This window comes from Rathayibacter sp. AY1B6 (assembly GCF_002932755.1).
Lineage (GTDB): Bacteria > Actinomycetota > Actinomycetes > Actinomycetales > Microbacteriaceae > Rathayibacter.
Genome location: NZ_PSWL01000006.1, coordinates 29,190 through 55,332, shown reverse-complemented (window position 1 = coordinate 55,332; position 26,143 = coordinate 29,190). Strand labels below are relative to the sequence as shown.

The following is a 26,143-nucleotide window of genomic DNA, read 5'->3' as shown; positions in this document are numbered from 1 at the left end:
GGAGCACCGGGGCGGTCGCGCTCGGTCACCCTAGCGGACCCCGGCCACCGCGGATCGGCGGGACGCGGACCCGCCCCGACGCTCCGGGACGCGCTCCCCTGGTCCGTTCGCACAGGCCCGAGCGCGGGCGCAAGCGTCGTGTGCGAGCCGCCGCCGGTCGCTACTGTCGTGACGTGGCTCAGATACCTTTCGGCAAGGCTCAGAACGGCAAGGACGCACGGCGAGCGGGTCGCGGACGCGCACCCCAGGAGGCGTCGGCGCCTCCCGAGACGGCCGCTCCGGCCCCCGCTGCCGCCCCCGAGGCGACTCCTGCTCCCCCGGCGGCCGACAGCGCACCGGCCGCCCCGGTGACCGCCGACGCACCCGACGCGTCGCCGGCGCCCGCGACGACCGGCAGCGGCTACCGCGTCCGCGCCGAGCGCCTGCCGATCATCGACCCGCAGCCGCGGCTCGAGGACGACCGCTGGCCCGCGAAGGCGTTCGTCGGCGAGGTCGTCCCGTTCGCCGCCACGGCCTTCCGGGAGGGGCACGACCTGATCGGTGTCGACCTCCTGCTGAGCTCGCCGTCCGGGGCCGAGTCGGAGCACCGCATGTCGCTCCTCGCGACCGGCACCGACCGCTACGGGCGTCTCGTGGCCCTCGACGAGGAGGGCGATTGGAGCTACCGGATCCGCGCCTACGCCGACGACTGGGCGACCTGGCTGCACACCGCCGAGGTCAAGATCCCGGCCGGCCTGGACATCGACGTCACCTTCGCCATCGGCGAGGGCCTGCTGCGCAGCGGCGCCGACGACGCCTCGCGGCCCGACGGCGAGCGCGGCCTGCTCTCCGACACCGCCGCCCGCGTCGGCGACACCTCCCTGAGCGCCGAGGAGCGCCTCGCTGCGGCGACCGATCCCGCCGTCCACGGCGCGCTCGACGCCCGCCCGGTGATGAGCCTCAGCAGCGTCTCGGAGCCGCGCACCGTGCACGTGGAGCGCACCCGCGCCGGCGTCGGCGCCTGGTACGAGTTCTTCCCCCGCTCCGAGGGCGCGGTGCGCCACGAGGACGGGACCGTGACCAGCGGATCCTTCCGCACCGCGATCGACCGCCTCCCCGCCGTGGCCGCGATGGGCTTCGACGTGCTCTACCTGCCGCCGATCCACCCCATCGGCCGCTCCTTCCGCAAGGGCCCGAACAACACCCTCGACGCCGGCGAGAGCGACCCCGGCTCGCCGTGGGCGATCGGCTCGGCCGAGGGCGGGCACGACGCGATCCACCCGGACCTCGGCACCGAGGACGACTTCCGCGCCTTCCACGCCGCGGTCGAGGACGCGGGCCTCGAGCTCGCCCTCGACTTCGCCCTGCAGGCCTCGCCCGACCACCCCTGGGTGACCAGCCACCCCGAGTGGTTCACGACACTCCCCGACGGCTCGATCGCCTACGCCGAGAACCCGCCGAAGAAGTACCAGGACATCTACCCGATCAACTTCGACAACGACCCGGAGGGCATCCGCCAGGAGTCGCTGCGGGTCCTGCGCCACTGGATCGACCTGGGCGTGCGCATCTTCCGCGTCGACAACCCCCACACGAAGCCGCTCGACTTCTGGGAGTGGATCATCCACGAGGTCAACGCCGAGCACCCCGAGGTCGTCTTCCTCGCGGAGGCGTTCACGCGCCCCGCGATCATGCGCGCGCTCGGCAAGGTCGGCTTCCAGCAGTCGTACTCGTACTTCACCTGGCGCAACACGAAGGAGGAGCTCGGCGAGTTCTTCACGAGCATCTCCCACGAGACGGCCGACTACATGCGGCCGAACCTCTTCGTGAACACCCCGGACATCCTCACCGAGTACCTCCAGTACGGCGGCCGCTCGGCCTACAAGGTGAGGGCGGCCCTGGCCGCGACCGCGTCCCCGCTGTGGGGGGTCTACGCCGGCTACGAGCTGGTCGAGAACGTCGCTCGGCCCGGCGCCGAGGAGAACATCGACAACGAGAAGTACGAGTACAAGACGCGCGACTGGGCCGGCGCCGAGGAGTCGGGCCGCTCGCTGGCGCCGTACATCACGCGCCTCAACGAGATCCGGCGCTCGCACCCCGCGCTCGGGCAGCTGCGGAACCTGCACGTGCACGGCAGCGACGACGACGCGATCCTCGTCTACTCCAAGCACCTGCAGGCCGCGTTCACGGGCACCGGGACCGACGACACGATCATCGTCGTCGTCAACACCGACCCGCACTCGGCGCGCGAGACCACGGTCCACCTCGACCTGCCCGCGATCGGCCTCGACTGGAGCGCGACCTTCGAGGTCGAGGACCTGATCACCGGCGCCGTCTGGACCTGGGGCAGCGACGACTACGTGCGGCTCGACTCGTTCGTCGAGCCCGTGCACATCCTGAGCGTGAAGGCGGACGAGCGATGAGCGGAAACACTCCCGAGGGCACGAACCCCGCCGAGGAGGCGGGCCTCGGCGCGCACGCCGAGACGGTCCCGACGACGGGCACCAGCTCGGCGACCACCTCCGGCCACGGCGCGCACGTCGCCGACGCGGCGCCGGACGCTCCTCAGCACCCCGGAGCGGACGGCGAGAACGCGCGGAGCTACGCGGTCGAGACGGTCCCGGAGGCGCCGCAGCCGGTCGCGGCCGACGACGCCGAGGGCGAGGAGCCCGACGCCGACGAGGACGCGGTCTCCGCTCCGGTCGGCAGCGCCGCCGAGGACGCGGTCCACGACCACACGGACTCCGTCGCCGCCGACAGCGCCGCTCCCGTCGAGAGGACCGCCGGCAGCGTCGAGTCGACCGCGGATCCCGCGTCCGCCTCGGGCCCCGTCGACGGCACCGCGGCGATCGCGCTGCCCGACATCCCCGAGTGGGTGCTCCAGCAGCTCGCCACCGGCAGCAACGCGCTCCCCCACGACGTCCTGGGCCAGCACCTCGTCGCAGCGCCCGGGGTCTCCGACCCGGTGACGGTCGTCCGCGTGCGCCGCCCGCTCGCCGAGAAGGTCGCCGTGGTGCTCTCCACCGGCGCGCGCGTCGAGCTCAGCCACCTCAGCGACGGGATCTGGCAGGGCTTCCACGTCCTCGGTCCGCAGGCCTACACCGTCGAGGCCCGCTACGACGGCGGCGGCGAGTGGACCGCGGAGGACCCCTACCGCTTCTCGAAGACGGTCGGCGACTTCGACCTCTACCTCATCGGAGAGGGCCGCCACGAGCGGCTCTGGGAGGCGCTCGGCGCCCGCCACCGCGAGCACGAGGGGGTCTGGGGCACGAGCTTCGCCGTCTGGGCCCCGCACGCCCAGGCCGCTCGGGTCGTCGGCGACTTCAACGACTGGAACGGCGAGGGCCACTCCCTCCGCAACCTCGGCACGACCGGGGTCTGGGAGATCTTCGTGCCGGGCGTCGAGCCCGGAGCCTCCTACAAGTTCGACCTGCTGTCGCGCGACGGCCACTGGGTCCGCAAGGCCGACCCGATGGCCCGCGCCACAGAGGTGCCGCCCGCGACCGCCTCGAAGGTCCCCGTCTCGCACCACCAGTGGGGCGACTCCGGCTGGATGGAGAAGCGCGCCTCGGTCGATCCGCACACGCAGCCGCTCAGCGTCTACGAGATGCACCTCGGCTCCTGGCGTCCCGGACTGGGCTACCGCGACCTCGCGGACCCGCTGATCGAGTACGTCACCGAGCTCGGCTTCACGCACGTCGAGTTCATGCCGCTCGCCGAGCACCCGTTCGGCGGGTCCTGGGGCTACCAGGTCACCGGCTACTACGCCGCCTCGAGCCGCTTCGGCACGGCCGACGACCTCAAGTACCTGATCGACCGCCTGCACCAGGCCGGCATCGGCGTCATCGTCGACTGGGTGCCCGGGCACTTCCCCAAGGACGACTTCGCCCTCGCCCGCTTCGACGGCGAGCCGCTCTACGAGCACCCGGACTGGCGGCGCGGCGAGCAGATGGACTGGGGCACCTACGTCTTCGACTTCGGGCACACCCAGGTGCGCAACTTCCTCGTCGCGAACGCCCTGTTCTGGCTCGAGGAGTTCCACGTCGACGCCCTGCGCGTGGACGCCGTCGCCTCGATGCTGTACCTCGACTACTCCCGCAAGGAGGGCGAGTGGCTGCCGAACCAGTACGGCGGACGCGAGCACCTCGAGGCGATCAGCTTCCTCCAGGAGGTCAACGCCACGGCCTACAAGCTCCACCCGGGCATCATGATGATCGCCGAGGAGTCGACGAGCTGGCCCGGCGTCACCCAGCCCACCAGCTCCGGCGGCCTCGGCTTCGGGCTCAAGTGGAACATGGGCTGGATGCACGACTCGCTCGACTACATGGCGAACGACCCGCTCTGGCGCCAGTACCACCTGGGCGAGATCACCTTCTCGTTCGTCTACGCCTTCAGCGAGAAGTTCGTCCTGCCGATCAGCCACGACGAGGTCGTGCACGGCAAGGGCTCGCTGATCCAGAAGATGCCGGGCGACCACTGGCAGCAGCTCGCCAACGTGCGCGCCTACCTCGCCTTCATGTGGGCGCACCCCGGCAAGCAGCTGCTCTTCATGGGCCAGGAGTTCGGCCAGTACTCCGAGTGGAGCGAGGAGCGGGGTCTGGACTGGTGGATCCTCGACCAGCCGAGCCACCGCGGCCTCTGGAGCCTCGTCGGGCAGCTGAACCGCGTGTACCGCGACTCCCCGTCGCTCTGGGAGCTCGACCACGAGCAGTCGGGCTTCGAGTGGATCGACGGCGGCGCGGCGGCGGCCAACGTCGTCTCGTTCCTGCGGAAGGACAGCGAGGGGCGCCCCATCGCCGTCATCGCCAACTTCTCGGGATCGCCCGTGCACGGCTACCGCGTGAGCCTGCCCACGGCCGGCCGCTGGGAGGAGCTCGTCAACACGGACGCCGAGATCTACGGCGGCAGCGGAGTGGGGAACTTCGGAGCGGTCGAGGCGCGCGAGGAGCCGTGGGCGGGCCGCCCCGCGTCCGCCGAGCTGGTGCTCCCGCCGCTCGCCGTGCTCTATCTGCGCCCCGCCGACTGACCGGTCCCTGCACGGAAGAGGCCGCCCGCCGCGACGATCGTCGCGAGCGGGCGGCCTCTCGGCGTTCCGGCCGGGCTCAGTAGAGCAGGCCGGTGAGGCGCGCCCGCGCCTTGTTCACGCGCGGGTCGGTCTGGCCGACGATCTCGAAGAGCTCCAGGAGTCGCGCCCGGACAGCGGCCTTCCCGTCCGCGTCCAGTCGCGGGAACATCGAGAGCAGCCGATCGAAGGCGTCCTCGACGTGTCCGCCCGAGACGTCCAGATCGGCGACGGCGAGCTGCGCGTCGAGGTTCGACGGCTCGGCCGCGGCGGTCGAGCGGATGTCGTCGAGCGTGCGGCCCTGGAGGCGGGCCAGCAGCCGCACCTGGGCGAGCCCGGCGACGGCGAGGTCGTCGCGCGGGTTCTGCGCGATGGCGGTCTCGTACTCGGTGATCGCCGCGGCGTAGTCGCCCCGGTCGATCGCGTCGTAGGCCTCCTGGTGGTGCGGCGGCAGCGGCTCCGGCTCGGGCTCCGCGCCCTCGGCGGCAGCGGCTCCCTCCACCGGGACCGTGCCCGTGACGCCGTTCTGAGCGGCGAGCTGGAGGACCTGCTCGAGCAGGTCGCGCAGCTGCTCCTCGGCGACGAGACCGCTGAACAGGGGCACCGGGCGGCCGCCGATGATCGCGGCGACCGTCGGCACGGACTGCACCTGGAACGCCTGCGCCAGCTGCGGACTCGACTCCACGTCGACCCCGACGAGCACGAACGCGCCGGCGTACGAGACGACGACCTTCTCGAGCAGCGCGGTCATGCTCTGGCTCTGGTCCGACCAGGAGCCGCGCAGGTCGACGAGCACCGGCACGCGCGAGGAGAGCTGGACCACCTGGTCGAACTCGGCGTCGCCGGCGGTCAGCAGCAGCGGATTCGTGCCGGGCGCGCCTCCGGGAGCGGCGGGTGCGGCAGACGCGCCGGCCTCGGCGGCAGGCGGGGTCCGGCGGTTCACCAGCGACGAGAGGTCGACGGCGCCGCGGAGGTTTCCGGGCAGGGGCGGGACGGTGCTCACGGCAGCTGCACCACCGAGACGAGTCCCTGGCTCCATCCGAGCATCACGATCTTCTCCTCCGATCCGACGGGCGGTACGTAGAACAGCAGTTGGTAGCCGTAGGTGGTCTCGATGCCGGTCGTCGACTTGTCCGTGCCCAGCAGGGTCTGCGAGGCGCCGGAGGTCGAGACGGTCGAGCCCTCGGCGGTGGGGCGGACGGTCGACGTCTCGGCGATGCTCGCCGCGACGAGGGCCCCCGAGTCGTTCGTCGCGAGCGCGATCGTCGGCGACGTGCCGGCGGCGTTCGAGAACTCGATCGAGGCGGTGTCCGGCAGCGCCTCGCGGTCGGCGTTCTTCTTGTCGACGCCGACCTGGCCCCGGAGGGTGTCGCCGTCGGCCGCGAAGAGCTCGGCGTACTGGCTCGAGTCGCCGTTGGCGAGCACGTCCGCGTACGCGGAGCCGACCGTCTGCGGGGCGAGCTTCATCAGGCGCGAGTCCGGCGCGACGATCGACGTGCCGACGGTGACCGGCGCGACATCGGGGATGCGCGCGTTGGCCTCGAGCGAGATGGCGTAGTCGACCTTGTAGTCGACGCGCGGGCTCGCCTGGCTCATCATCAGCGCGATCGGGGCCTGGGTGGTGTCCGACGAGTTCTGCACGACGGCGGTCACGAGGCGCGGCCACGACTCCGTGTCCTGCGGGAGCACCAGGCTCACCGGGGAGGCCGGGATCGTCTGCGGCGGGTCGATCGTCCCGCCCTTGGTGACGACGTCGTAGTTGGTGGTGCGCTCCGTCAGCGCCTCGCCCTGGAAGCGCTCGGCCAGGATCCCGGCGTCCCGGGCGGCGTCGGCACGCGACGCGACGTCGGCGACCTCGGCGACGATGGCCTCCGCCTGCTGCGTGGTGACCACGGGCGTCGGCTCGGCCGAGACCGGCTCGGCCCCCGCGGTCGCCGTGGCGGACGCCGTCGGCGCCTCGCTCGCGCCCGCGGCCAGATCCGGCCAGTAGTCGGAGCTGCAGCCGGAGAGGAGGACGGTCGTCCCGAGGACGACGGGCAGCACCAGGGCCGCCCTGCGCCGCGAGGGTGCCGGCGACGCCGTGGAGGCCTGGATCCCGGCTCGCGGCCGGGGGCGGCGGGCCCCGCGCGGGATCCGGCCCTGCGGTCCCTTCCGACGCGGGCCGTGCTGGCGACGCAGGTGGACGAAGGCCCAGATGTAGAGGACGAGTCCGAGCAGGAGGAACACGGCGCCTCCGAGGAGCAGCGGGCCGGCGAGGGGCGTCGCCGTGTCCACGGGCCAGCTGACCCGCACGGAGTCGGCGGCCGGCGCGGTGCCGTCGCTCGCGATGAGGATGGAGACGTCCTCCGGCACGTCGAGCGCCAGGGTCACGCTGCCGCTGCCCTCGAACTGCTCGAGCCAGAGGTCGGAGCCGCGGGGGTCGACGACGGCCGCATCGGCGGTCTCGACGTCCGAGGAGAGCTGGACGCGCTCCCCCGTCTCCTCCGCGGAGGTGAGGGTGTCGTCGGCGCGCTCGTAGCCGATGGCGTCGTAGCTCGAACCGCCCACCCAGCCCAGCACGTCGGAGGTGGGGGCGTAGGCGACGACGAGGTCGCCGCCGCCCTCGACCGTGATCGTCTGGCGGCCCGGGTTGGCGCCCAGGGTGCTGCCGTCGATCACCGCGTAGGGAGCGGACGAGTCGAGCGCGGTCTCGGCGGTGAGGGACTCCGGAGGAGCCCAGACCGTCCGCTGACCGATGCCGAGCACGATCATCGCGGCAGCGATGACGGTGGCGATGATGGCGAAGACGAACCGCACGAAAGAACTCCTCCTGCGTTGCCGGATCGGGGTGACGGCCGGGGCCGGCTCGGGGTAGGGAGCCGGACCGGGGCGCGACGGCAACAGACAAAGACAGTCCACGATAGCCGATGCCCTCGCTCCGATGCCCGGGAGAAGCCGAGAGTGCGGGCCGAGAGGCGCGCGGTGCGGGTGTCGCCCCGGCCGCGGCCTCCGCGCTGAATACACTTTCCGAGTGCCGCGAGCCCCACCGCGGTCCTGCTCTGAAGGAGACGACGTGGCGAACGACGAGGCCGAATTCACCCAGGTGTTCCGTGGCTACGACCGGGACGAGGTCGACAAGGCCGTCCAGGGCCTGCGCCGCGAGCTCATCCACTCGAACACCCAGGCGGCCGAGAGCGGCCGCGAGGTGAAGCGCCTCTCCTCCCGGATCGAGGGACTCGAGAAGGAGCTCCAGCAGGTCGGCACTCCCACCTACGCGGGCCTGGGCGCCAAGCTCGAGCACACCCTGCGCGTGGCCGAGGAGCAGTCCGAGCGGATCATCGCCCAGGCCGAGAACGACGCCTCCGCCCTGCGCCGCTCCACCCGCGACGACGGCGACCGCCTGCTCCAGGAGGCGCGCGACGAGGCCGAGCGCCTGGTGACCGAGGCGCGCCGCCGTGCGGACCGGACCCGCGACGAGTCCGAGGCGCAGGCCGCGGCGACGCTCGGCAAGGCCGCCGACGACCGCGACGTGATGACCCAGGACGCCGTCCGCGAGGCCGCCGCGATCCGCGGAACGGTGGCGACCGAGGCCGCCGAGACCCGCGCCACCGCCAAGCGCGAGGCCGCCGCGATCCGCTCCGAGGCCGAGCGCGAGGCCGCGGAGATGCGCGCCGTCGCCGCCCGCGAGATCGAGGTCGCCCGTGCCGAGGCCGCCCGTCTCGCTCAGGCCAACGAGCTCCTGCGGGCCGAGGTCGCCTCCGAGGTCGACCGGCTCCGGGCGGCCGTCGAGGCCGAGGTCGCCCAGGCCCGCGCTGCGGTCGAGGCCGAGGTGCTCTCGACCCGCGCCGCGCTCGACGCCGAGGTCGCCGCCGTCCGCGCCGAGGGCGCGCGCGAGATCGCCGACCAGCGCACGCGGCTCACCCAGGAGCGCGCCGAGGCCGTCGCCGTGCTCGACGCCGAGCTGGCGGGCCTGCGCGCCGCGTCCGCCGACGAGGCCGCTGCGCTCTCGCGCGAGGTCGAGCAGGCCCGGATCGACCTGGTGGTCGAGCTCGCCGCGCGCCGCGAGGAGGCCGACCGCGACGACCTGCTCCGCCACCAGGAGGCCGTCGCGCAGACGCAGCGCTACCTCGACGAGTCGAACCTGCAGCTCGCCGACGCCATCCGACGCGCGAACGACAAGCGCCTCGAGGCGGACGCGCTCCGCAGCGACGCCCTCGACGACACCACGCGACTGCGCCGGAAGGCCCAGGACGACTCCGACGCCCTCCTCGACGACGCGCGCGACCAGGCGCAGAAGCTGGTCGCGGACGCGGAGCGCCGCAGCCGAGAGCTGATGGACACCGCCGAGCGGCGCCTCGACGAGATCCGCACCGAGCGCGACGCGATCGCCGGCTACGTGTCCGGACTGCGCGGGCTCATCGGCCACATCGACGGGCTCGCGGACGACAGCGACGGCGACGACTCCGACGGCAGCGGCTCGGACGGCGGCAGCGGATCCGACGGCGGCTCGTCCGGCCGCTAGGCGGTCGCTGGGCGGTCGGGCTCAGCCGAGCTCGCCCGCCCACTCCGTCGGCAGCGGGGACGAGGCGGGCGCGACCACGCGCACGATCTCGTCGAGGACCCGGCGGGTCTGCGCCTCGCCGACCCAGAGGTGCTTCCCGCCCTCCACGGCCACGAGGTCCAGCTGCGGCACGCTCGCGAAGCGCTCGGCGGCCGCCTCGGGACGCAGGTAGTCGTCGAACTCCGGGACGAGCGCCACGAGCGGGCGGCCGTCCTCGCCCCAGGCGGCGACCTCCTCCGCGCTCGTGCGGTGCAGGGGCGGTGAGAGCAGGATCGCTCCCTCGACCGGGTGCTCCCTCCCCCACTTCAGCGCCAGCTCCGTCCCGAAGGACCAGCCGACCAGCCACGGGTGCGGCAGCCCGCGCTCCGCGACCAGCGTCATCGCGGCGGCGACGTCCGCGCGCTCCTCGGTGCCATGCCCGAACGCGCCCTCGCTCGTCCCGCGCGGGGACGCGGTCCCGCGGGTGTTGAAGCGCAGGACCGCCAGATCGGCGAGGGCGGGCAGCCGAGCGGCGGCCTTCCTCAGGATGTGGGAGTCCATGAAGCCGCCGTGGGTGGGCAGCGGATGCAGAGTCACCAGCGTCGCGACGGGCTCGCGCTCCAGCGGCAGCGCGAGCTCCCCCACCAGGGTCAGCCCGTCGGAGGTGTGCAGCTCGACGTCCTCGCGGCGGGCGGGGAGGACGACGCCTCCGCGGATCTCGTGGGTCATCGTGCTCCTCGGATTCTCCAGCAGTGCGTGTGCCAGTGGCGGCGGCCGGCCAGGTCGGCCGCGTCGCCGAGGGCGCCGTCGGCGCGCCAGGTGACCAGGTGCGGCTGGCCGATGTCGATGGTGAGCCCGCAGCCCGGGCAGAGGTAGTTCTTCACGGCCCGTGCGGCGGAGACGGGCTGGACGTTCCACTCCCGGCCGGCGTGGGACTCGGTGCGCCGGAAGCCGGCGAGCATCTGCGAGAGGTCGCGCTGCTCGTCGTCGTCGTCTCGGCGGCTGCCCCGGGGTCTGTTGCTGCGCGGCATCCCCCCAGTCTAGGAGGCCGCCGCCGGGCCCCTCCCGTCAGTGGGAGCTGTCGTCCATCTCGAGCCGGGTCTCCTCGGCGTCGAGCATCAGCTGTGCCCGCCGGAGCGTCCGCGAGGAGTAGACGCCGCGCCCGCGGGCGTCCAGCAGCGCCTCCCGCTCGGCGAGCAGGACCGCCCGGCGCAGCCGCAGGTACTGCGCGTGCGGGCCGAGGGGCGCGTCCTCCGCGCGCCCGACCTGCTCCCACGCCACCTGCGAGCGCGTCAGAGTGTCGCGGCGCACGCGCTCGAGGACGCGCTCGCCCGCCTCGCCGTCGGGCAGCTCCGCCACCGCCTCGGGGAGGGCCTGGATGCCCGTGGCCGCGACCTCGTCGAGCAGCGTCGCGAGCTCGCGGCGGTCGGCCTCGCCGTCGGTGCCCTGGATGCCGGTGAGCCGGATCAGGGCGGGGAGCGTCGCACCCTGGAGGAGCAGCGTCACGACGGCGACGGTGAAGGCGATCAGGATCAGCTGGGAGCGGTAGGGAGTCTCGTCCGGCAGCGACTGGGCCGCGGCGAGCGTGACCACGCCGCGCATCCCCGACCAGGACAGGACGACTCCGCCGCGCCAGCCGAACGCCTCGCTCGTGGTCGCGGCCAGATCGGTCTCGCGCCGGAGGTAGAGCCGCTCCGCTCGCACCTGCCGCCGCCGGAAGCGCTCGTCGCTGGTGGCGCTGTTGCGCAGTCGCATGAGGCCCACCGCCAGGCGCCGGTTGATCCGCTCCGCCCGCCGACCGGAGCTGCGCAGCCACAGGAGCAGCGGCCACACGAAGAGGGTCCGCAGCACGATCAGGATGACCACCGTCGCCAGACCCAGCAGCACGGCGGTGCCCACTCCGAACTCGCCCGGGTCCACGACCCCCGAGACGATCGCCTTGATCTCGGCGCCCATCAGCAAGAAGACGCCGTTCTCGAGCAGGAACTGCGCCGTCCGCCAGTTCACCCGCTCGCTGATCCGCGACTGCGACGAGAGGAAGCGCGCGCTGTTGTGCCCCGTGTAGATCCCGGTGACCACGACGGCGAGCACTCCGGACGCGCCCAGCTCCTCGGCCGGGATGTAGGCCAGGAACGGCACGGCGAAGGACACGGCGGTGTCCAGCACCGGATCCCGCAGCTTCGAGCGCACGAAGACGGTGAGCACGCCCATCACCAGTCCGAGGGCGATCGCCATCAGGACGGAGTAGACGAAGAGGACGCCCACCTCGCCCACGTCGATCGCGTCGGTCGTGACGGAGGCGCCGACCACGGCCGCCGCGGCCGTCGCGGCCCGCAGCAGCACCAGCGCCGACGCGTCGTTCACGAGGCTCTCGCCCTCGAGCACCGTCACCAGGCGGGGCGGGAGTCCGAGCTTCTTGCCGATCGAGGTCGCCGCCACCGCGTCGGTCGGACTCACGACGGCGCCCAGGGCGATCGCCGCGGGCAGGCTCAGATCGGGGAACACGAGGTAGAGGAAGCCGCCGACCACGAGCGCGGTCACCACGACCAGCAGCACCGAGAGCCCGAAGATCGAGCGCAGGTTCCGACGGAAGTCGGTGAGCGGCACCTGGATGGCCGCCGAGTAGAGCAGCGGCGGCAGCACGCCCGCGAGGATCAGCTCCGGCTCGACCTCGATGTCCGGGACACCGGGAAGATACGACGCGCCGATCCCGATGACGACGAGGAGGAGCGGTGCGGCGATCCCGAGGCGGCTCGAGAACCGCGCGACGGTGACGACAGTGATGATCCCGACGACCCCGAGCAGCGCGTAATCCACGGCACCAGGGTAGCGAGACGCTCAGCCCGCCGGACGCGGTGCCGAGCGGAGGGGAACGATCAGTACCAGCCGACCGACTCGGAGTGCGCCCAGGCGCCGCAGGGCGAACCGTAGCGGCCGGAGATGTAGCCGAGGCCCCAGGTGATCTGAGTGCTCGCGTTGGTCGCCCAGTCGGCGCCGGCCGTGGCCATCTTGCTGCCGGGGAGCGCCTGCGGGATGCCGTACGCGCCGCTGGACTTGTTCTCGGCGTAGACGTTCCAGCCGGACTCGCGGTTCCAGAGCAGGACGAGGCAGTCGTACTCGCTGTCGGCCCAGCCGCGCTGCACGATCATGTCGTACGCGATGGCCTTCGCCGAGCCGGGATCCGGAGCAGCGGCGCGCTGGACGGGAGCGGCGGTCTCGGCCTCGGCGGAGCCCGACTCCACCTCGTCGGCCGTTGCGGAGGCGGTCTGCGTCTCGGTGGGGGTGGGCGTCGGGGTGGGAGTGGGCGTCGGCTTCGCCTCGGCGCCGAACGAGTCGCGCTGGACGGTCCGCTCGACGGCGTCCGCGACCACGAGCCGCTGTGCGGAGTCGCCGTTGAAGCGCGCCGGCGCCTGGTAGTACGGGGACGCGACAGCGCCGCTGGAGGGATCGACGACGTTCACCATGGCGAACGCGATCGAGGCCGTGAAGGCCAGCACCGTCACCGGGATCCGAGCCCAGGAGCGCCGCACCGGGGTCTGGTGCGGGACCGCCGGGCGACCGCTGGTGCGGTTCGCGGGCGTGTGGGCGACGGAGGTCTGAGGATGCTGAGCCACGATTACGAAAGCATAACGGACGATGACCTGATCGGCCAGCAGATCCGGCTCCGGTCAGCGGACCGCCAGCATGACGTCGACGACCGTGTCGAGCAGCAGGTCGACCTGCGCCTCGGCGTAGCCTCCGCGCTGCGGGGCGAAGGAGACGGTCCGCACGTCGTCGACGGTCAGCACCGATCCGTCGCGGAAGTAGCCCGAGATCCTGTCGGCGAAGGCGTCGACCTGGCGGATGTTGTAGCCCGTCGTGAGAGCGCCGGCCCGGGTGAAGCGCTCGCGGGGAGCACGGGCCAGCCGGTTCACGATCTCCTGGGCGGTCGCCCGCGCGTCGGCGAGCCACGCCTCCTCGCCCCGGGCCGCGATCGCGTACTGGCGCTCCCGCAGGGCGAAGGCGTCCTCGAGGCGCTCGAGCGCCGCATCGACGTGGGGCGCGGAGTAGCCGCCCTTGCGCAGGCTGAAGGCGGTGTGACGCAGGTCGGCGGCGCGCAGGTCCGCCGGCCCCCCGGAGAGCTGCGAGTAGGCCTCGCGCGCCGACGCGAGGAAGGAGTCGACCTCGGCGGTGTCGTAGCCGGGACGGGACTCGCGGGCTCGGGGGAAGGGAGCGGTCATCCCGACATCATGCCAAGCCGCGCGCCGGGAGCGGAATCGGCACGCCCCGGGAGGCGCCTGCTCAGTGGGCGAAGAGGAAGTAGAGCACGTAGGCCGCGGCGGCCGACGGCAGGATCGAGTCCAGCCGGTCGAGGACTCCCCCGTGGCCGGGCAGCCAGGAGCTCATGTCCTTGATGCCGATGTCGCGCTTGATCAGCGACTCCGCGAGGTCGCCGAGCGTCGCGGTGAGCAGCACCACGACCCCGAACACCGCGCCGACCCACCAGGGCTGGCCCAGCATCAGCAAGGCGAGCAGGACCCCGACGACGATCCCCGCGACGGCCGCACCGGCGAAGCCCTCCCAGGTCTTCTTCGGGCTGATCCGAGGTGCCATCGGGTGCTTGCCCCAGGTGAGTCCGCTCACGTAGGCGCCGGTGTCGACGACGATCACGAGCACCAGGAACGCGAACGCCCAGAGCTGGCCGCCGGGCTCGGCGACGAGGCGGATCGCGAAGGCGCCGAGGAAGGTCGTGTAGCCCTGGACGAACGCGCCGAGGCCGATGTCGAGGGCGAGGTCTCTGCGGCTGGAGGCCGTGCGCCGGAAGAGCTGCTCGCCCAGGCGCCAGAGGCCGACGAGGACGGATCCGCCGAGGACCGTGGCCCACGCGGCGCCCAGGCCGCCGTAGTAGGCGGCGGGAACGGCGACGACCGCGACGATCCCGGTCGGGATGCGCGGGATGTCGCGGCCGGCGTGACGCAGGGCGTTCGAGAGCTCCAGCGCCGCGAGCAGCACCACCACCCCCGCGAGCACCATGAAGAGCTCCTTGACCAGCAGCAGGCTGACGACCATCGCGCCGCCGCCGAGCAGGCCGATCGCGGTCGCGGACACGAGGTTCCGGCCGCTGCGCGCGGTCAGACGGTCGTTCGTCGCCTCGAGCTGGGCGCGGGTCGCCTCGAGCTGGCGCTCGACGTCGGCCCGGCCCTGCTGGGCACGCGCACGCAGCGCGTCGCGGGTGACCATCCGGGATCCCCGGGCACCCGGGACGTGCGGAGACGGTCTCTTCTCGCCGCCCTCGGGTCCTTCGGGGATCTCGGGCACCGCTACACCTCGAGCAGTTCGGATTCCTTGCGCTTGAGCGCCTCGTCGATCGCGTCGACGTGCTGCTTCGTGAGCGCCTCGAGCTCCTTCTCGCCGCGGGCGAGCTCGTCGTCTCCGACGTCGCCCTTCAGCGCGTCGAGGTCGTCCTTGCCCTTGCGGCGGATGTTGCGCACCGCGATCTTGGCGTCCTCGGCCTTGGTGCGGACGATCTTGACGAACTCCTTGCGGCGCTCGGCGGTGAGCTCGGGCAGAGTCACGCGGATGATCGTGCCGTCGTTGGTCGGGTTGGCGCCGAGGTTCGGCATGTCCCGGATGGCCTGCTCGATGTCGCGCAGCGAGCCCTTGTCGTAGGGCGTCAGGACGAGCGTGCGGGCCTCCTGGTTCTGCATCGAGGCGAGCTGGGACAGCGGCGTCGGGGTGCCGTAGTAGCTCACCAGCACCTTCTGGAACATGCCGGGGTTCGCGCGTCCGGTGCGGACCGTGGAGAAGTCCTCCTTGGCGACCTCGACGGCCTTGCCCATCTTGGTCTTCGCGTCGGCCAGTACATCCGAGATCACAGGGAGCTCCTTAAGAGAGGGAAGTGGTCAGTCTAGTTCGAGACGAGCGTGCCGAGCTCGGCGCCGCGGATGGCCTTCGCGACGTTGCCCGAGGGCTCCATGCCGAAGACCTGCATCGGCATGCCGTTGTCCATGCAGAGGCTGAACGCGGTGGAGTCGACCACCTTGAGGCCCCGCTGGAGCGCCTCCTGGTAGGTCAGCGCGTCGAGCTTCTTCGCGTCGGGGTTCGTCCGCGGGTCGGCGTCGTACACGCCGTCCACGCCGTTCTTGGCGACGAGGACCACGTCGGCGTGCGTCTCGAGCGCGCGCTGCGCGGCGACCGTGTCGGTCGAGAAGTACGGGAGTCCGGCGCCGGCGCCGAAGATGACGACGCGGCCCTTCTCCATGTGCCGGATCGCCCGGCGGGGGATGTAGGGCTCCGCGACCTGCGTCATCGCGATCGCGGACTGCACGCGCGTCTCGGCGCCCGCCTGCTCGAGGAAGTCCTGGAGGGCGAGGGCGTTCATCACCGTGCCCAGCATGCCCATGTAGTCGGCCCGGCCGCGGTCCATGCCGCGCTGCGAGAGCTCGGCTCCGCGGAAGAAGTTGCCGCCGCCGACGACCACCGAGATCTCCACCTCGGTCGCGGCATCGGCGATCTCGCGCGCCAGAGCGCTGATCACATCCGGGTTCACGCCGAGCGTGCCGGCTCCGAACGCCTCCCCCGACAGCTTCAGAAGCACCCTGCGGCGCTTGCCCGTCGTCATCGCATCCGTCTCCGTCATGGACGTTTCCTCCCGTAGACCCGTACAAACCTATCCCGCGCGGAGCGGGCCCCGCGACCACGCCCGGGGCCGCGCCGGGCAGAACGAAGGGAGCCCGGGTCGACTGAACGACCCGGACTCCCCCCTGCAGTGCTGTTAGGCGCCGACCTTGAAGCGGGCGAAGCCCGACACGGTCAGGCCCGCGTCGCTCAGGACCTTGCTGACGGACAGCTTGTTGTCCTTCGCGTAATCCTGGTCGAGCAGGGCGACCTGCTTGAAGTACGCGTTCACGCGTCCCTCGATGATCTTCGGCAGGGCGGCCTCGGGCTTGCCCTCGCCGCGCGAGATCTCCTCGACGATGCGGCGCTCGTTGTCGACCTCGGACTGCGGCACGTCCTCGCGCGAGAGGTAGGACGGGTTCGCGAACGAGATGTGCTGGGCGACGGAGCGCGCGGTCTCGGCGTCCTCGCCCGCGTAGCCGACGACCACGCCGACCTGCGGGGGCAGGTCCTTGTTGGTCTTGTGGAGGTAGATCGCGAAGTGCTCGCCCGAGACGGAGGCCACGCGACGCAGCTCCACCTTCTCGCCGAGGATCGCGGCCTCGTCGTTGATGAGGTCGGCGACGGTCTTGCCGTCGGCGGGGGCCGCGAGTGCCTCCTCGACCGTGGTGGAGCCGGCGGCGACGACCGCGGCGAGCACGGCGTCGGCGAGGGCGATGAACTTCGTGCCCTTGGCGACGAAGTCGGTCTCGCAGGCGAGCTCGATCATCGTGGCGACGCCGTCCTTCTCGGCGGCGGCGACGAGGCCCTCGCTCGTGGAGCGGTCGGCGCGCTTCGCGTTGCCCTTGGCGCCCTTGAGGCGGAGGATCTCGACCGCCTTGTCCAGGTCGCCGTCGGCCTCGACGAGCGCGTTCTTCGTGTCGACCATGCCGGTACCGAGCTGCTCGCGCAGCGTCTTGACGTCAGCGAGGCTGAAATTTGCCATGTTCTCGGAACTCCTCTTGGTTCGGAAACCCTGTGGCGCCGTCACTCGCGGCGGCGGGCTCACGAAAGGAGCCCAGCACGCCGAGGTGACGGCGGTTCTTACTCGTGGTGAACGTGCACCGACCGAGCGGGGGCCGGACGACCGCGGGCGCGGCGTCCGACCCCCGTCACGGAACGGGGTGTCAGGCGGTGGCGGTCTCGTCGGTCGAGGTCGCGGTGGCCTCGGCCTCGTCGGTCGAGGTCGCGGCGGTGTCGGCCTCGGGGGCCTCCTCCGCGGCGGGGGTCTCGGCCTCGACGACGGCCTCGTCGGCGGTCTCGGCCTCGGCGTCGGCGACCTTCTCGGTCTCCGCGCCGGCCTGCTCGTTCGGCTCCTGCACGTCGGCGGCGGGCGCACCGGTGGAGAGCAGCTCCTGCTCCCACTCGGCCAGCGGCTCGACGGCGGAGACGTTGCCCTCGGCCTCGGGCTTCTGGTGGCGCTGGATGAGGCCCTCGGCCGCGGCGTCGGCGACGATGCGGGTGAGCAGGCTCACCGAGCGGATCGCGTCGTCGTTGCCCGGGATCGGGTACTGGACCTCGTCCGGGTCGCAGTTCGTGTCGAGGATGCCGATGACCGGGATGCCCAGCTTCTTGGCCTCGTCGATCGCGAGGTGCTCCTTCTTGGTGTCGACGACCCAGAGGGCCGACGGCGTCTTCGAGAGGTTGCGGATGCCGCCGAGCGACTTGTGCAGCTTGTCGAGCTCGCGCTTCTTGATGAGGAGCTCCTTCTTGGTGAAGCCGCTCTTCGACGTGTCGTCGAAGTCGAGCTCCTCCAGCTCCTTCATGCGGGCGAGGCGCTTCGAGACCGTCTGGAAGTTGGTCAGGAGGCCGCCGAGCCAGCGCTGGTTCACGTAGGGCTGGCCGACGCGGGTCGCCTGCTCCGAGATCGCGTTCTGCGCCTGCTTCTTGGTGCCGACGAAGAGGATGGTGCCGCCGTGGGCGACCGTCTCCTTGACGAAGTCGTAGGTCTTGTCGATGTAGGCCAGCGACTGCTGGAGGTCGATGATGTAGCTGCCCGAGCGCTCGGTCAGGATGAAGCGCTTCATCTTCGGGTTCCAGCGACGGGTCTGGTGCCCGAAGTGGACGCCGCTGTCGAGCAGCTGGCGCATGGTGACGACTGCCATGAGTCGTTCTCCTTGTCTCGGGGCCCGGGCGCACGACGGCGCCGAACTCCCGTTCGGTTGTCTGCGACGGCCGGTCGGCACGTCGCCCTGGCGCCCGGCGCACTCCCGCCCCGGCCGCGTGAGCGGAGAGGGACCGTGGGGAGCGGAGGCCGAATGGGCGCGCGTAGTCACCCCGACGAGCGAGGTGCTCCGTGGAGTCTAGCACCAGGACGGCCGCCTCTCCCGCTGCTGCGGGAGGGCGGCCGTCGGGGCACGGGAGGCCGGTGCTACTTGCGCGCCGACTTCATCACGGTGCGGATGTGCAGGGTGTCCATCTCCTCCAGCGAGCGGCCCTTGGTCTCGGGCACGAACATGAAGACGAAGACGAACGAGATCGCCGCGAAGGCGGCGTAGAGGCCGTAGGCGAGGGTGAGCGACACGTCCTGCGAGAGGATCGGGAAGGTCACCGTGATGGCGAAGTTCGCGATCCACTGGGCCGAGGCGGCGAGGCCGAGCGCGGCCGCGCGGATCCGGTTCGGGAAGATCTCGCCGAGGAGGACCCACACCAGCGGGCCCCAGGTCGCGCCGAAGAAGACGACGAACGCGTTCGCCGAGACGAGGGCGATCGGCCCCCAGGCGCCGGGCAGCGAGACGTCCTCGCCGCTGATCGTCGACTGGCTGAAGGCGATGGCCATCAGCGCGAGCGAGACCGCCATGCCGGCCGAGCCGACCAGCAGCAGCGGCTTCCGGCCGACCTTGTCGACCAGGAAGATCGCCACGAAGGTGACGACGACGTTCACGACCGAGGTGAAGACCGAGATCGCGAAGGAGTTGGACTCGTCGAATCCGACCGCGCTCCACAGAGAGGTGGAGTAGTAGAAGATCACGTTGATGCCCACGAACTGCTGGAACACCGACAGCAGGATGCCGACCCAGACCACCGGGAGCAGGCCGAGCGCGGGGCCGCGGAGGCTGGAGCGTTTCGCGTTCTCGGAGTCCTCGTCGATCTTCTTCTGGATGTCCGCGAGGGCCTCGTCGACCTCGTCGCGCGGCGTGACCGTCGCGAGGACCGCGCGGGCGTCCTCGGAGCGGCCTCGGGTCGCGAGGTAGCGGGGCGACTCCGGCAGGGTCAGGGCCAGGAGGCCGTAGACGACCGCCGGCACGGCGCAGGCGATGAACATCCAGCGCCAGGCGGCGACGCCGAACCAGAAGGGCTCGGAGGCGCCGTCCGCGCCGTTCGCGATGAGGGTGTCCGAGAGCAGTGCGGCGAAGATGCCGAGCGTGATCGCCAGCTGCTGCAGCGACGCGAGGGCTCCGCGGATGGCCTTGGGCGCGATCTCCGAGATGTAGGTCGGAGCGATCACGGAGGCGATGCCGATTCCGAGGCCGCCGACCACGCGCCAGAGCACGAGGTCCCAGACCGCGAACGCCGCGCCTGCGCCGATGGAGGAGATGAAGAAGAGCCCGGCGCCGAGCAGCATGACCTTGATGCGGCCCCAGCGGTCGGCCAGGCGGCCCGCGAGGTACGCGCCGAGCGCGCAGCCGAGCAGGGCGGAGGCGACGGCGAAGCCGATCAGGGCGGCCGAGAGCTGGAACTCGCCCTGCACCGCCTCCACGGCACCGTTCACCACCGACGAGTCGAAGCCGAAGAGGAAGCCGCCGACCGCCGCCGCGATCGCGAGGCCGATCACCTTCCTCTTCAGCTTCGCCGCCGAGGGGTTCGGGATGTCCGCTCTCCCGCTGGTCGTGTCAGATCGTCCGCTGGTCATGGTCGTCTCCGATTCTCGCCGCCGGTGGGGGCGGGGTGCCGCTCCCGAGCCGGATCACCGGCACGCTACTCCTCTCCGAGGGACCGCCGGGACGGGTTGCGCTCTCCCCCTGCCGGATGTCCTCCCTCCACAGCCGGGCCGGTAGTGCTCTCCTCCCCTGATCCGCTCGGCCGACCGCCGGTCCTGACTCGGCTCCGGGAGGGTGGCCGCATGCTCCGATCCCCGCTCCTGCGCCCGGGCGTGTTCGCCCTCGCCGCTCTGCTCGTCGGGGCGCCCCTCGGCGCCTCGCCCTCCGGCACCTCGTCTCCCGTCCGGTCCGACCCGCGGTGGACCCCGCCCGTCGCGGGCTTCTCCGTCGTGGAGCCGTGGGGCGCACCGGCGCACCGCTACGCCCCCGGGCACCGCGGGATCGACCTCGCGGCAGCGGTCGGGCAGCCCGTGGTCGCGGTCGCGGCGGGCACCGTGTCGTTCTCGGGCAGGGTGGTCGACCGGTCCGTGGTGAGCATCGTGCACGCCGACGGACTGGTCTCGACGGTCGAGCCGGTCGACGGATCGGTGACGGCGGGGCAGGTCCTCACTGCGGGCCAGCCCGTCGGAGCAGTGGGTGCGGGCGGCCACTGCGACGGGAGGTGCGTGCACCTCGGCGTCCGCGAGGGCGGCGACTACGTCTCGCCGATGCGGTTCTTCGGCGGGATCCCCCGGGCGGTGCTGCTGCCGCTGGACGAGGTGCAGGGTGGGGAGCGCGTGACGCAGAAGGCTGCGTCCAGCGACTCGCGGATCCGGTCAGGCGCGGGGGTGGGCGAGGCGGTACGCGTCGCGGACGCGCTCGGTCGAGACGTGGGTGTAGATCTGCGTGGTGCCCAGGCTCGCGTGGCCGAGCAGCTCCTGGACGGCGCGGAGGTCGGCTCCCCCGTCGAGCAGGTGGGTCGCCGCGGTGTGGCGGAGGGTGTGCGGGCCGGACGGGCCGGAGCCCTGCCCGCCGTCGAGCAGCCTCGCCACGACGCCGTAGACCGTGCGCGGGGTGAGGCGCGCGCCCCGCCGTCCCAGCAGCAGGGCCCGGCTCCCGTCGGCGGTGGCGAGAGCGGGTCGGGCGCGCTCCAGGTAGTCGACGAGCGCCTCCTTCGCGGGCACGCCGAACGGGACGACCCGCTGCTTGGCGCCCTTGCCCGTGACGAGCACGGTGAGGCGGCCGAGGTCGAGGTCGCCCACGTCGACGGCGACCAGCTCCGAGACCCGGATCCCCGAGGCGTAGAGCAGCTCGACGATCGCGAGGTCCCGCAGCGCGACCGGGTCCTCCGTCGCGCCGCGCGCCGCGACCGTGTCGAGCAGCTGCTCCGCCTGCGGGAGCGTCAGGACCCGCGGCAGGGTCCGACCGGACTTGGGCGTCTTGAGGCGTGCGGCGACGTCGATCGGCAGCCGCTCGGTCCGCTGCGCCCACGAGGAGAAGGAGCGGACGGCGGCGGTGCGCCGGGCGAGGGTCGCGCGGGCGATCCCGGACTCGGACTCCCGCCACAGCCAGTCGCGCAGCAGCTCGAGGTCGAGCTCGGCGGTGCGGGGCCGCCCTTTCTCCTCCGCGTGGGTGACGAGACCCGCGAGGTCGGAGCGGTAGCCCTTCGCCGTGGCGGGCGAGAGAGAGCGCTCGTCGAGGACATAGCGGAGGAAGTGCTCGATCGAGTCGGCGAGCGTCTCGCCGGTCATGATCCGTCCGGCATCCGCGACCAGAGGTCGATGCGCCCCTGCTCGTCGAGCCCCTCGAGCCGCTCGATCAGGTCCGTGCCGAACCGAGTCGCGATCGGGGCCGGCGCCGTCGGCACGAACGAGGCGGCCACCGTCTCCGGGTGGACGTGGACGAGCGAGAGGCTCTGCGCCCCGTCGATGCCGGCGAGCTCCCGCTCGGGCGCCCCGAGGTCCATCGTGTAACTGGTGGCGCCGGCGACGAACACGGGCACGCCCGCGAAGGCCGCGGCAGTGGGGTAGTGCAGGTGCCCGCCGAGGATCGCGCGGACGTCGGTGCCGCGCACCACCTCCTCGAGGCGGTCGATCCCCCGCAGCTCGAGCACGGTCATCGCGCCGAGCGGTGTGGGCAGCGGAGGGTGGTGCAGGGCGAGGATCGTCCCGAGCGGCGCCGGCGCGGCGAGTTCGTCCTTCAGCCAGGCCAGCTGGGCGTCGGTGAGATCGCCGTGGTGGAAGCCGGGCACCGCGCTGTCGAGCGCGATGAGCCGGAGCCCGCCGAGGTCGACGACCTGGTCCACGGGTCCCGCGCCCGCCGGGTCCTGGTCGAGGAGCACCCGCCGGAAGGCTCCGCGCTCGTCGTGGTTGCCCATCACCCAGACGATCGGGCAGCCGAACCTCTCGCCCACCGGATCGAGCTGCGCGCGCACGCGCCGGTAGGCGTCCTCCTCGCCGCGGTCCGCGACGTCCCCGGTGACCACGATCGCGTCCAGGCGCCCGCCGCGCTCGGCAAGCCGGCCGACCGCCTGCGCGAGCCGGGCGACCGTGTCGACCTTCCCGTAGAGCGGAGCCCCGTCGGCCAGCAGGTGCGTGTCGCTCAGGTGCGCGATGACCCTGTCGGCCGCGCGGAAGTGCCCGAGCTGCGGGCGCTCCCCGCCGTGTCCTGCTGCCGTGGCGTCCATGCCGCTCCCCTCGCCGATGCCCCCTCAGCGTAGGGCGGACCGCCGACAGCGCCGCGGCGGCGGGGCCGCTCATCCTGGTGACCGCTCCCAGTCCCCGTCCTCGGAGCGGTGGACGCGTCCGTCGGCGAGGAGCGCACCCAGAGCCGACAGCGCCGAATCGAGCGATTCACCGGCGAGGCGGGCGACGGTTGCGGCGTCACAGCCTCCTTCGGAATCGACGACGGCCAGGACTCGCGTCTCAGCCGCGGTCAGCGCTCGGCGCGTTCCGTCCTCGTCACCGACTCCGAGCAGTTCGAGCACGTCCGGCGGCGAGGTGACACAGGTCGCCGCGTATTCGCGGAGGAGCCGGTGGCAGCCGGCGGAGGAGGCGCTGGTGACCGGGCCCGGGACCGCGCCGAGGGGGCGGCCCAGGGCGGCCGCGTGGCCGGCGGTGTTGAGGGAGCCGGAGCGGGCGCCGGCCTCGACGACGACGGTGCCGGCGGTCGAGGCGGCGATGAGGCGGTTGCGCTGCAGGAATCGCCAGCGGGTGGGAGTCGTGCCCGGCGGGACCTCGGTCGCGACGCCGCAGCCGGGGGTGGCGATGATGCGGTGGAGGAGGTCGGCGTGGGCCGTCGGGTAGAGGCGGTCCGCTCCCCCGGCGAGGAACGCGACCGTGCGACCTCCCGAGCCGAGGGCGGCGCGGTGGGCGACGGCGTCGATCCCGAAGGCGCCGCCCGAGACGACCGAGACGCCGCGGGTCGCGACGCCCGCGGCGAGTTCGGCGGCCACGTGCTCGCCGTAGCCGGTCGCAGCGCGTGCGCCGACGAGGGCCAGCCGGTGCGGCGGAGCGAAGGCCGCGGGATCGCCGCGCAGCCAGAGCAGGAGCGGCGCGTGCGGCCCGAGGTCGTCGAGCGACTCGGGCCACTCGGGAGCCCCGGGAAGCAGCAGCCGGGCGCCGAGGCGCTCAGCGATCTCGAGACGGCGGAACAGGAGCCTGCGGTCCAGGCGCGGCCGCCAGCGGGTCAGCCCCGACTGCAGCGCGGCGACCTCGGAGCCGAGCAGCGCGCTCGCCGGGTCACCCTCCTCGGAGGGAGCGCGATGCGGAGGCGCGAGGATCTCCTCCGCGGAGGAGGACGACACGACGTGCGCGAACGCCTCCGCCGGCCCGACCCGCTCGATGAGGAGGGCTGCGACGGAGTCGCCGGGCTCGGTCAGCGAGTTCCAGGCGCATCGAGCGGCGGCGTCCACGAGCTCGCTCCGCGCGCCGTCCGACTCGCCCGTCCTCTCGGCAGCTGACCCCGGATCGGCTGCGCTGCTCGGCAGCAGACGGCGGACGGCATCGAGCTCCGCGGCGTCGAAGAGGGAGTCGGGCCGGATCACGCGGCACCTCCTCGGAGGACGAGCGCGCGTGCCAGGTGGGCTGCGGTCGGCCGGTCGGCCGCGTCGAGGTCCGCGAGAGTCCAGGCCAGCCGCAGGACCCGGTCGTAGCCGCGCATGGTCACCAGACCGCGCTCGAGGGCCCGGTCGAGCGTGCGGGACTCGGCGCTGGTCGGGCGCACCGCGTCCGAGCGCAGCCACGCGCCGGAGACCTCCGAGTTGAGCGTCCACGGAGTGGAGGCGAGGCGGGCGCCGGCCAGGGACCGAGCAGCAGCGACACGGGCGCGGGCCTCGCCCGTCGACATCCCCGGCGAGTCGCGGCGCGCCGCCAGCTGAGCCGCGCTGATGCGGCGGACGGTCAAGCGGATGTCGACGCGGTCGAGCAGCGGGCCGCTGAGCCGCGCCAGGTACCGGCGGCGGACCGCGGGGGCGCAGGTGCAGGTCTCACCGGGAATGCCGAAGCGGCCGCACGGACACGGGTTGGCCGCGAGGACGAGCTGCACCCGCGCGGGGAACTCGGCGACAGCGTTCGCCCGGTGGATGCGGATCACTCCGGACTCGAGCGGCTGGCGCAGCGCGTCGAGCGCGACGGAGGAGAACTCGGGGGCCTCGTCGAGGAACAGCACGCCGCGGGTGGCGCGGGCGACCGCACCGGGACGGATGCGGCCGCTGCCCCCGCCGACGATCGCCGCGGATGAGGCGGAGTGGTGCGGACTCTCGAACGGCGGCCTGCGCACCAGCGCGCCACCGGTCGGCGCTCCGACGAGCGAGCGCATGCAGGTCGCCTCGAACGCGGCGGCGTCGTCGAGATCGGGGAGGATGCCCGGCAGGCGCGAGGCGAGCATCGTCTTCCCGGCGCCGGGAGGCCCGAGCAGGAACACGTGGTGCCCGCCCGCCGCCGCGACCACCATCGCCTCGGCCGCCTCTTCGTTGCCCACCACGTCGGACAGGTCGAGGCGGGCCTCCGGCTCGGCCAGCGTCGCGGGCGGCGGCGCGGCCTCGGGGAGCACCGGCACCTCCCACTCCGCTCCGTGCCAGACGGCGGCCGCCGCCAGCGAGGAGACCGCGATCACCTCGACGCCGTCGACCAGCTCCGCCTCGAGCCGGTCCTCGACGGGGACCATCACACGGCGCCTGCCCTCGCGAGCGGCCGCGAGCACCGCGGGCAGCACGCCCGGGACCGAGCGCAGCCGGCCGTCCAACCCGAGCTCGCCGATGTGGACGACCGCGGCGACCGACTCCGCGTCGACCTCCCGGAGTGACGCGAGAGCGGCCAGCCCGATCGCGAGGTCGAAGGCGGAGCCGTGCTTGGGCATCGCGGCCGGCGAGAGGTTCACCGTGATCTTGTACTCGGCGATCGTGCTGCCGGAGTTGATCGCGGCCGAGCGGACCCGCTCCTTCGCCTGCGCGAGCGCCGCGTCGGGCAGGCCGATGAGCACCATGCCGGGCGTGCCGTCTGCTGAGTGCGCCTCCACTCCGACCACGGCTCCGGCGAAGCCGACGAGGCCGACGGCGGACGTCCTTCCCAGGCCCATCACGCCACCGCCCGCAAGTGCCGGATCTGCGACGGGACTCCCCCGGGCGCGACGATGCCTACCGCGTCGATCCGCAGGTGGCGGGAGCGCTCGTGGTGCTCGTCGGCCCACGCGTAGGCGAGCCGGCGCAGGCGCTGCGCCTTGGCCCGCGTGATGGCCTCGACCGGCAGTCCGAAGCGCGTCGACGAGCGCGTCTTCACCTCCACCACGACCAGTGCTGATCCGTCGCGGGCGACGATGTCGAGCTCGCCCTCGCGGATCCTCCAGTTGCGGTCGAGGATCTCGAATCCGCTGTCTCTCAGGTGCGCCGCCGCGATCTCCTCGCCGCGCCGCCCCAGTTCGTCCTTGTCCATGCGTCCTCCTGCCGGAAGCGTGCAGGAGCAGGCGGGCGCGGCGGAGTGGAGGGTGACGGTTCCGGGGAGAACGTGCCAGATCGACGGCTGTGGAGGGAGGCCGGGCACCGGCAGGACGGCGGACGGCGGCTGCTCGACCTGCACGTGGCGGGACCGGGGGTCTCGATACGCCGCCGGAGGCGGCTACTCGACCAGCAAGGAGTTCAGAGGCGGCTGCTCG

The 26,143-nt window shown here is 72.8% G+C and carries 21 protein-coding genes and 1 pseudogene; 4 read left to right on the top strand and 18 right to left on the bottom strand.

Features of this window, described 5'->3' with window-relative positions; genetic code table 11:
* Nucleotides 1-428: 428 nt before the first annotated feature.
* Together C5D08_RS04440 and glgB are read left to right on the top strand one after the other, a co-directional pair.
* Nucleotides 429-2,399 (top strand): alpha-1,4-glucan--maltose-1-phosphate maltosyltransferase, encoded by a 1,971-nt coding sequence (locus tag C5D08_RS04440; protein ID WP_258067319.1) that lies wholly within the window; start codon nt 429-431, stop codon nt 2,397-2,399.
* Entirely contained in the window at nt 2,396-5,002 is a 2,607-nt protein-coding gene (gene glgB, locus C5D08_RS04435; RefSeq protein ID WP_104276009.1) for a 1,4-alpha-glucan branching protein GlgB, read from the top strand. Before C5D08_RS04440 ends, glgB begins: the two co-directional genes overlap by 4 nt.
* Before the next feature lie 76 nt (nt 5,003-5,078).
* Here glgB and C5D08_RS04430 read toward each other — a convergent pair whose 3' ends face one another.
* Together C5D08_RS04430 and C5D08_RS04425 are read right to left on the bottom strand one after the other, a co-directional pair.
* On the bottom strand, nt 5,079-6,041 hold the full coding sequence (locus C5D08_RS04430; RefSeq protein ID WP_104276008.1) for a tetratricopeptide repeat protein: 963 nt from the start codon (nt 6,039-6,041) through the stop codon (nt 5,079-5,081).
* The gene (locus C5D08_RS04425) at nt 6,038-7,834 is read right to left on the bottom strand and encodes a hypothetical protein (RefSeq protein WP_104276007.1); all 1,797 of its coding nucleotides are present in this window, start codon (nt 7,832-7,834) and stop codon (nt 6,038-6,040) included. The genes C5D08_RS04430 and C5D08_RS04425 overlap by 4 nt, the downstream gene beginning before the upstream one ends.
* 256 nt (nt 7,835-8,090) lie before the next feature.
* On the opposite strand from C5D08_RS04425, the gene C5D08_RS04420 reads away from it, so the two are divergent.
* A complete protein-coding gene (locus tag C5D08_RS04420) occupies nt 8,091-9,539 on the top strand; it encodes a DivIVA domain-containing protein (RefSeq protein WP_104276006.1) in 1,449 nt (482 codons plus the stop codon).
* A gap of 21 nt (nt 9,540-9,560) precedes the next feature.
* Here the strand turns inward: C5D08_RS04420 and C5D08_RS04415 are convergent, their stop codons facing one another.
* The 11 genes from C5D08_RS04415 to C5D08_RS04365 form a co-directional block, all read right to left on the bottom strand.
* Entirely contained in the window at nt 9,561-10,286 is a 726-nt protein-coding gene (locus tag C5D08_RS04415) for an alpha/beta hydrolase (protein WP_104276005.1), read from the bottom strand.
* On the bottom strand, nt 10,283-10,588 hold the full coding sequence (locus C5D08_RS04410) for a hypothetical protein (protein WP_181110258.1): 306 nt from the start codon (nt 10,586-10,588) through the stop codon (nt 10,283-10,285). Before C5D08_RS04410 ends, C5D08_RS04415 begins: the two co-directional genes overlap by 4 nt.
* A 37-nt stretch (nt 10,589-10,625) precedes the next feature.
* The gene (locus C5D08_RS04405; RefSeq protein ID WP_104276004.1) at nt 10,626-12,374 is read right to left on the bottom strand and encodes a sodium:proton antiporter; all 1,749 of its coding nucleotides are present in this window, start codon (nt 12,372-12,374) and stop codon (nt 10,626-10,628) included.
* Nucleotides 12,375-12,433: 59 nt separating this feature from the next.
* The gene (locus C5D08_RS04400) at nt 12,434-13,171 is read right to left on the bottom strand and encodes a lytic transglycosylase domain-containing protein (protein ID WP_258067296.1); all 738 of its coding nucleotides are present in this window, start codon (nt 13,169-13,171) and stop codon (nt 12,434-12,436) included.
* 54 nt (nt 13,172-13,225) lie between these two features.
* Entirely contained in the window at nt 13,226-13,777 is a 552-nt protein-coding gene (locus C5D08_RS04395) for a DivIVA domain-containing protein (protein WP_104276002.1), read from the bottom strand.
* Nucleotides 13,778-13,838: 61 nt separating this feature from the next.
* The gene (locus C5D08_RS04390) at nt 13,839-14,777 is read right to left on the bottom strand and encodes a phosphatidate cytidylyltransferase (protein ID WP_104276001.1); all 939 of its coding nucleotides are present in this window, start codon (nt 14,775-14,777) and stop codon (nt 13,839-13,841) included.
* Nucleotides 14,778-14,857: 80 nt separating this feature from the next.
* Nucleotides 14,858-15,412, bottom strand: coding sequence for a ribosome recycling factor (gene frr, locus C5D08_RS04385; protein WP_104267270.1), 555 nt, complete (start codon nt 15,410-15,412; stop codon nt 14,858-14,860).
* Nucleotides 15,413-15,444: 32 nt separating this feature from the next.
* On the bottom strand, nt 15,445-16,158 hold the full coding sequence (gene pyrH, locus C5D08_RS04380; RefSeq protein WP_374952923.1) for a UMP kinase: 714 nt from the start codon (nt 16,156-16,158) through the stop codon (nt 15,445-15,447).
* A gap of 153 nt (nt 16,159-16,311) precedes the next feature.
* Nucleotides 16,312-17,139, bottom strand: coding sequence for a translation elongation factor Ts (tsf, locus tag C5D08_RS04375; RefSeq protein ID WP_104223895.1), 828 nt, complete (start codon nt 17,137-17,139; stop codon nt 16,312-16,314).
* Nucleotides 17,140-17,320: 181 nt separating this feature from the next.
* Nucleotides 17,321-18,298 (bottom strand): 30S ribosomal protein S2, encoded by a 978-nt coding sequence (gene rpsB, locus C5D08_RS04370; RefSeq protein WP_104276000.1) that lies wholly within the window; start codon nt 18,296-18,298, stop codon nt 17,321-17,323.
* A 266-nt stretch (nt 18,299-18,564) separates the two neighbouring features.
* Complete coding sequence (locus tag C5D08_RS04365; protein ID WP_104275999.1) at nt 18,565-20,046, bottom strand: sugar porter family MFS transporter; 1,482 nt, start codon at nt 20,044-20,046, stop codon at nt 18,565-18,567.
* A 210-nt stretch (nt 20,047-20,256) separates the two neighbouring features.
* On the opposite strand from C5D08_RS04365, the pseudogene C5D08_RS17525 reads away from it, so the two are divergent.
* A pseudogene (locus tag C5D08_RS17525) lies at nt 20,257-20,709 on the top strand (murein hydrolase activator EnvC family protein); the annotation flags it as partial.
* A 120-nt stretch (nt 20,710-20,829) separates the two neighbouring features.
* On the opposite strand, the gene C5D08_RS04355 reads toward C5D08_RS17525, so the two are convergent.
* The 5 genes from C5D08_RS04355 to C5D08_RS04335 all read right to left on the bottom strand — a co-directional run bounded on the left by C5D08_RS04355 (nt 20,830) and on the right by C5D08_RS04335 (nt 25,923).
* On the bottom strand, nt 20,830-21,744 hold the full coding sequence (locus C5D08_RS04355) for a tyrosine recombinase XerC (protein WP_104275998.1): 915 nt from the start codon (nt 21,742-21,744) through the stop codon (nt 20,830-20,832).
* A complete protein-coding gene (locus tag C5D08_RS04350) occupies nt 21,741-22,679 on the bottom strand; it encodes a phosphodiesterase (RefSeq protein WP_104275997.1) in 939 nt (312 codons plus the stop codon). The genes C5D08_RS04355 and C5D08_RS04350 overlap by 4 nt, the downstream gene beginning before the upstream one ends.
* A 69-nt stretch (nt 22,680-22,748) precedes the next feature.
* Nucleotides 22,749-24,038: a DNA-processing protein DprA gene (gene dprA / locus C5D08_RS04345; protein WP_104275996.1), complete on the bottom strand. Its 1,290-nt coding sequence runs from the start codon at nt 24,036-24,038 to the stop codon at nt 22,749-22,751.
* A complete protein-coding gene (locus C5D08_RS04340) occupies nt 24,035-25,570 on the bottom strand; it encodes a YifB family Mg chelatase-like AAA ATPase (protein ID WP_104276077.1) in 1,536 nt (511 codons plus the stop codon). The genes dprA and C5D08_RS04340 overlap by 4 nt, the downstream gene beginning before the upstream one ends.
* Nucleotides 25,570-25,923, bottom strand: coding sequence for a YraN family protein (locus C5D08_RS04335; protein WP_104275995.1), 354 nt, complete (start codon nt 25,921-25,923; stop codon nt 25,570-25,572). Before C5D08_RS04335 ends, C5D08_RS04340 begins: the two co-directional genes overlap by 1 nt.
* Nucleotides 25,924-26,143 lie beyond the last annotated feature (220 nt).

Excerpts from the sequence above, each read along its gene's own strand:
- glgB (WP_104276009.1), top strand. The coding sequence starts at position 2,396 with ATGAGCGGAAACACTCCCGAGGGCACGAACCCCGCCGAGGAGGCGGGC.
- C5D08_RS04415 (WP_104276005.1), bottom strand. The coding sequence starts at position 10,286 with ATGACCCACGAGATCCGCGGAGGCGTCGTCCTCCCCGCCCGCCGCGAG.
- C5D08_RS04410 (WP_181110258.1), bottom strand. The coding sequence starts at position 10,588 with ATGCCGCGCAGCAACAGACCCCGGGGCAGCCGCCGAGACGACGACGAC.
- C5D08_RS04395 (WP_104276002.1), bottom strand. The coding sequence starts at position 13,777 with ATGACCGCTCCCTTCCCCCGAGCCCGCGAGTCCCGTCCCGGCTACGAC.
- C5D08_RS04390 (WP_104276001.1), bottom strand. The coding sequence starts at position 14,777 with ATGGTCACCCGCGACGCGCTGCGTGCGCGTGCCCAGCAGGGCCGGGCC.
- pyrH (WP_374952923.1), bottom strand. The coding sequence starts at position 16,158 with ATGACGACGGGCAAGCGCCGCAGGGTGCTTCTGAAGCTGTCGGGGGAG.
- tsf (WP_104223895.1), bottom strand. The coding sequence starts at position 17,139 with ATGGCAAATTTCAGCCTCGCTGACGTCAAGACGCTGCGCGAGCAGCTC.
- rpsB (WP_104276000.1), bottom strand. The coding sequence starts at position 18,298 with ATGGCAGTCGTCACCATGCGCCAGCTGCTCGACAGCGGCGTCCACTTC.
- C5D08_RS04365 (WP_104275999.1), bottom strand. The coding sequence starts at position 20,046 with ATGACCAGCGGACGATCTGACACGACCAGCGGGAGAGCGGACATCCCG.
- C5D08_RS04355 (WP_104275998.1), bottom strand. The coding sequence starts at position 21,744 with ATGACCGGCGAGACGCTCGCCGACTCGATCGAGCACTTCCTCCGCTAT.
- C5D08_RS04350 (WP_104275997.1), bottom strand. The coding sequence starts at position 22,679 with ATGGACGCCACGGCAGCAGGACACGGCGGGGAGCGCCCGCAGCTCGGG.
- C5D08_RS04340 (WP_104276077.1), bottom strand. The coding sequence starts at position 25,570 with ATGGGCCTGGGAAGGACGTCCGCCGTCGGCCTCGTCGGCTTCGCCGGA.
- C5D08_RS04335 (WP_104275995.1), bottom strand. The coding sequence starts at position 25,923 with ATGGACAAGGACGAACTGGGGCGGCGCGGCGAGGAGATCGCGGCGGCG.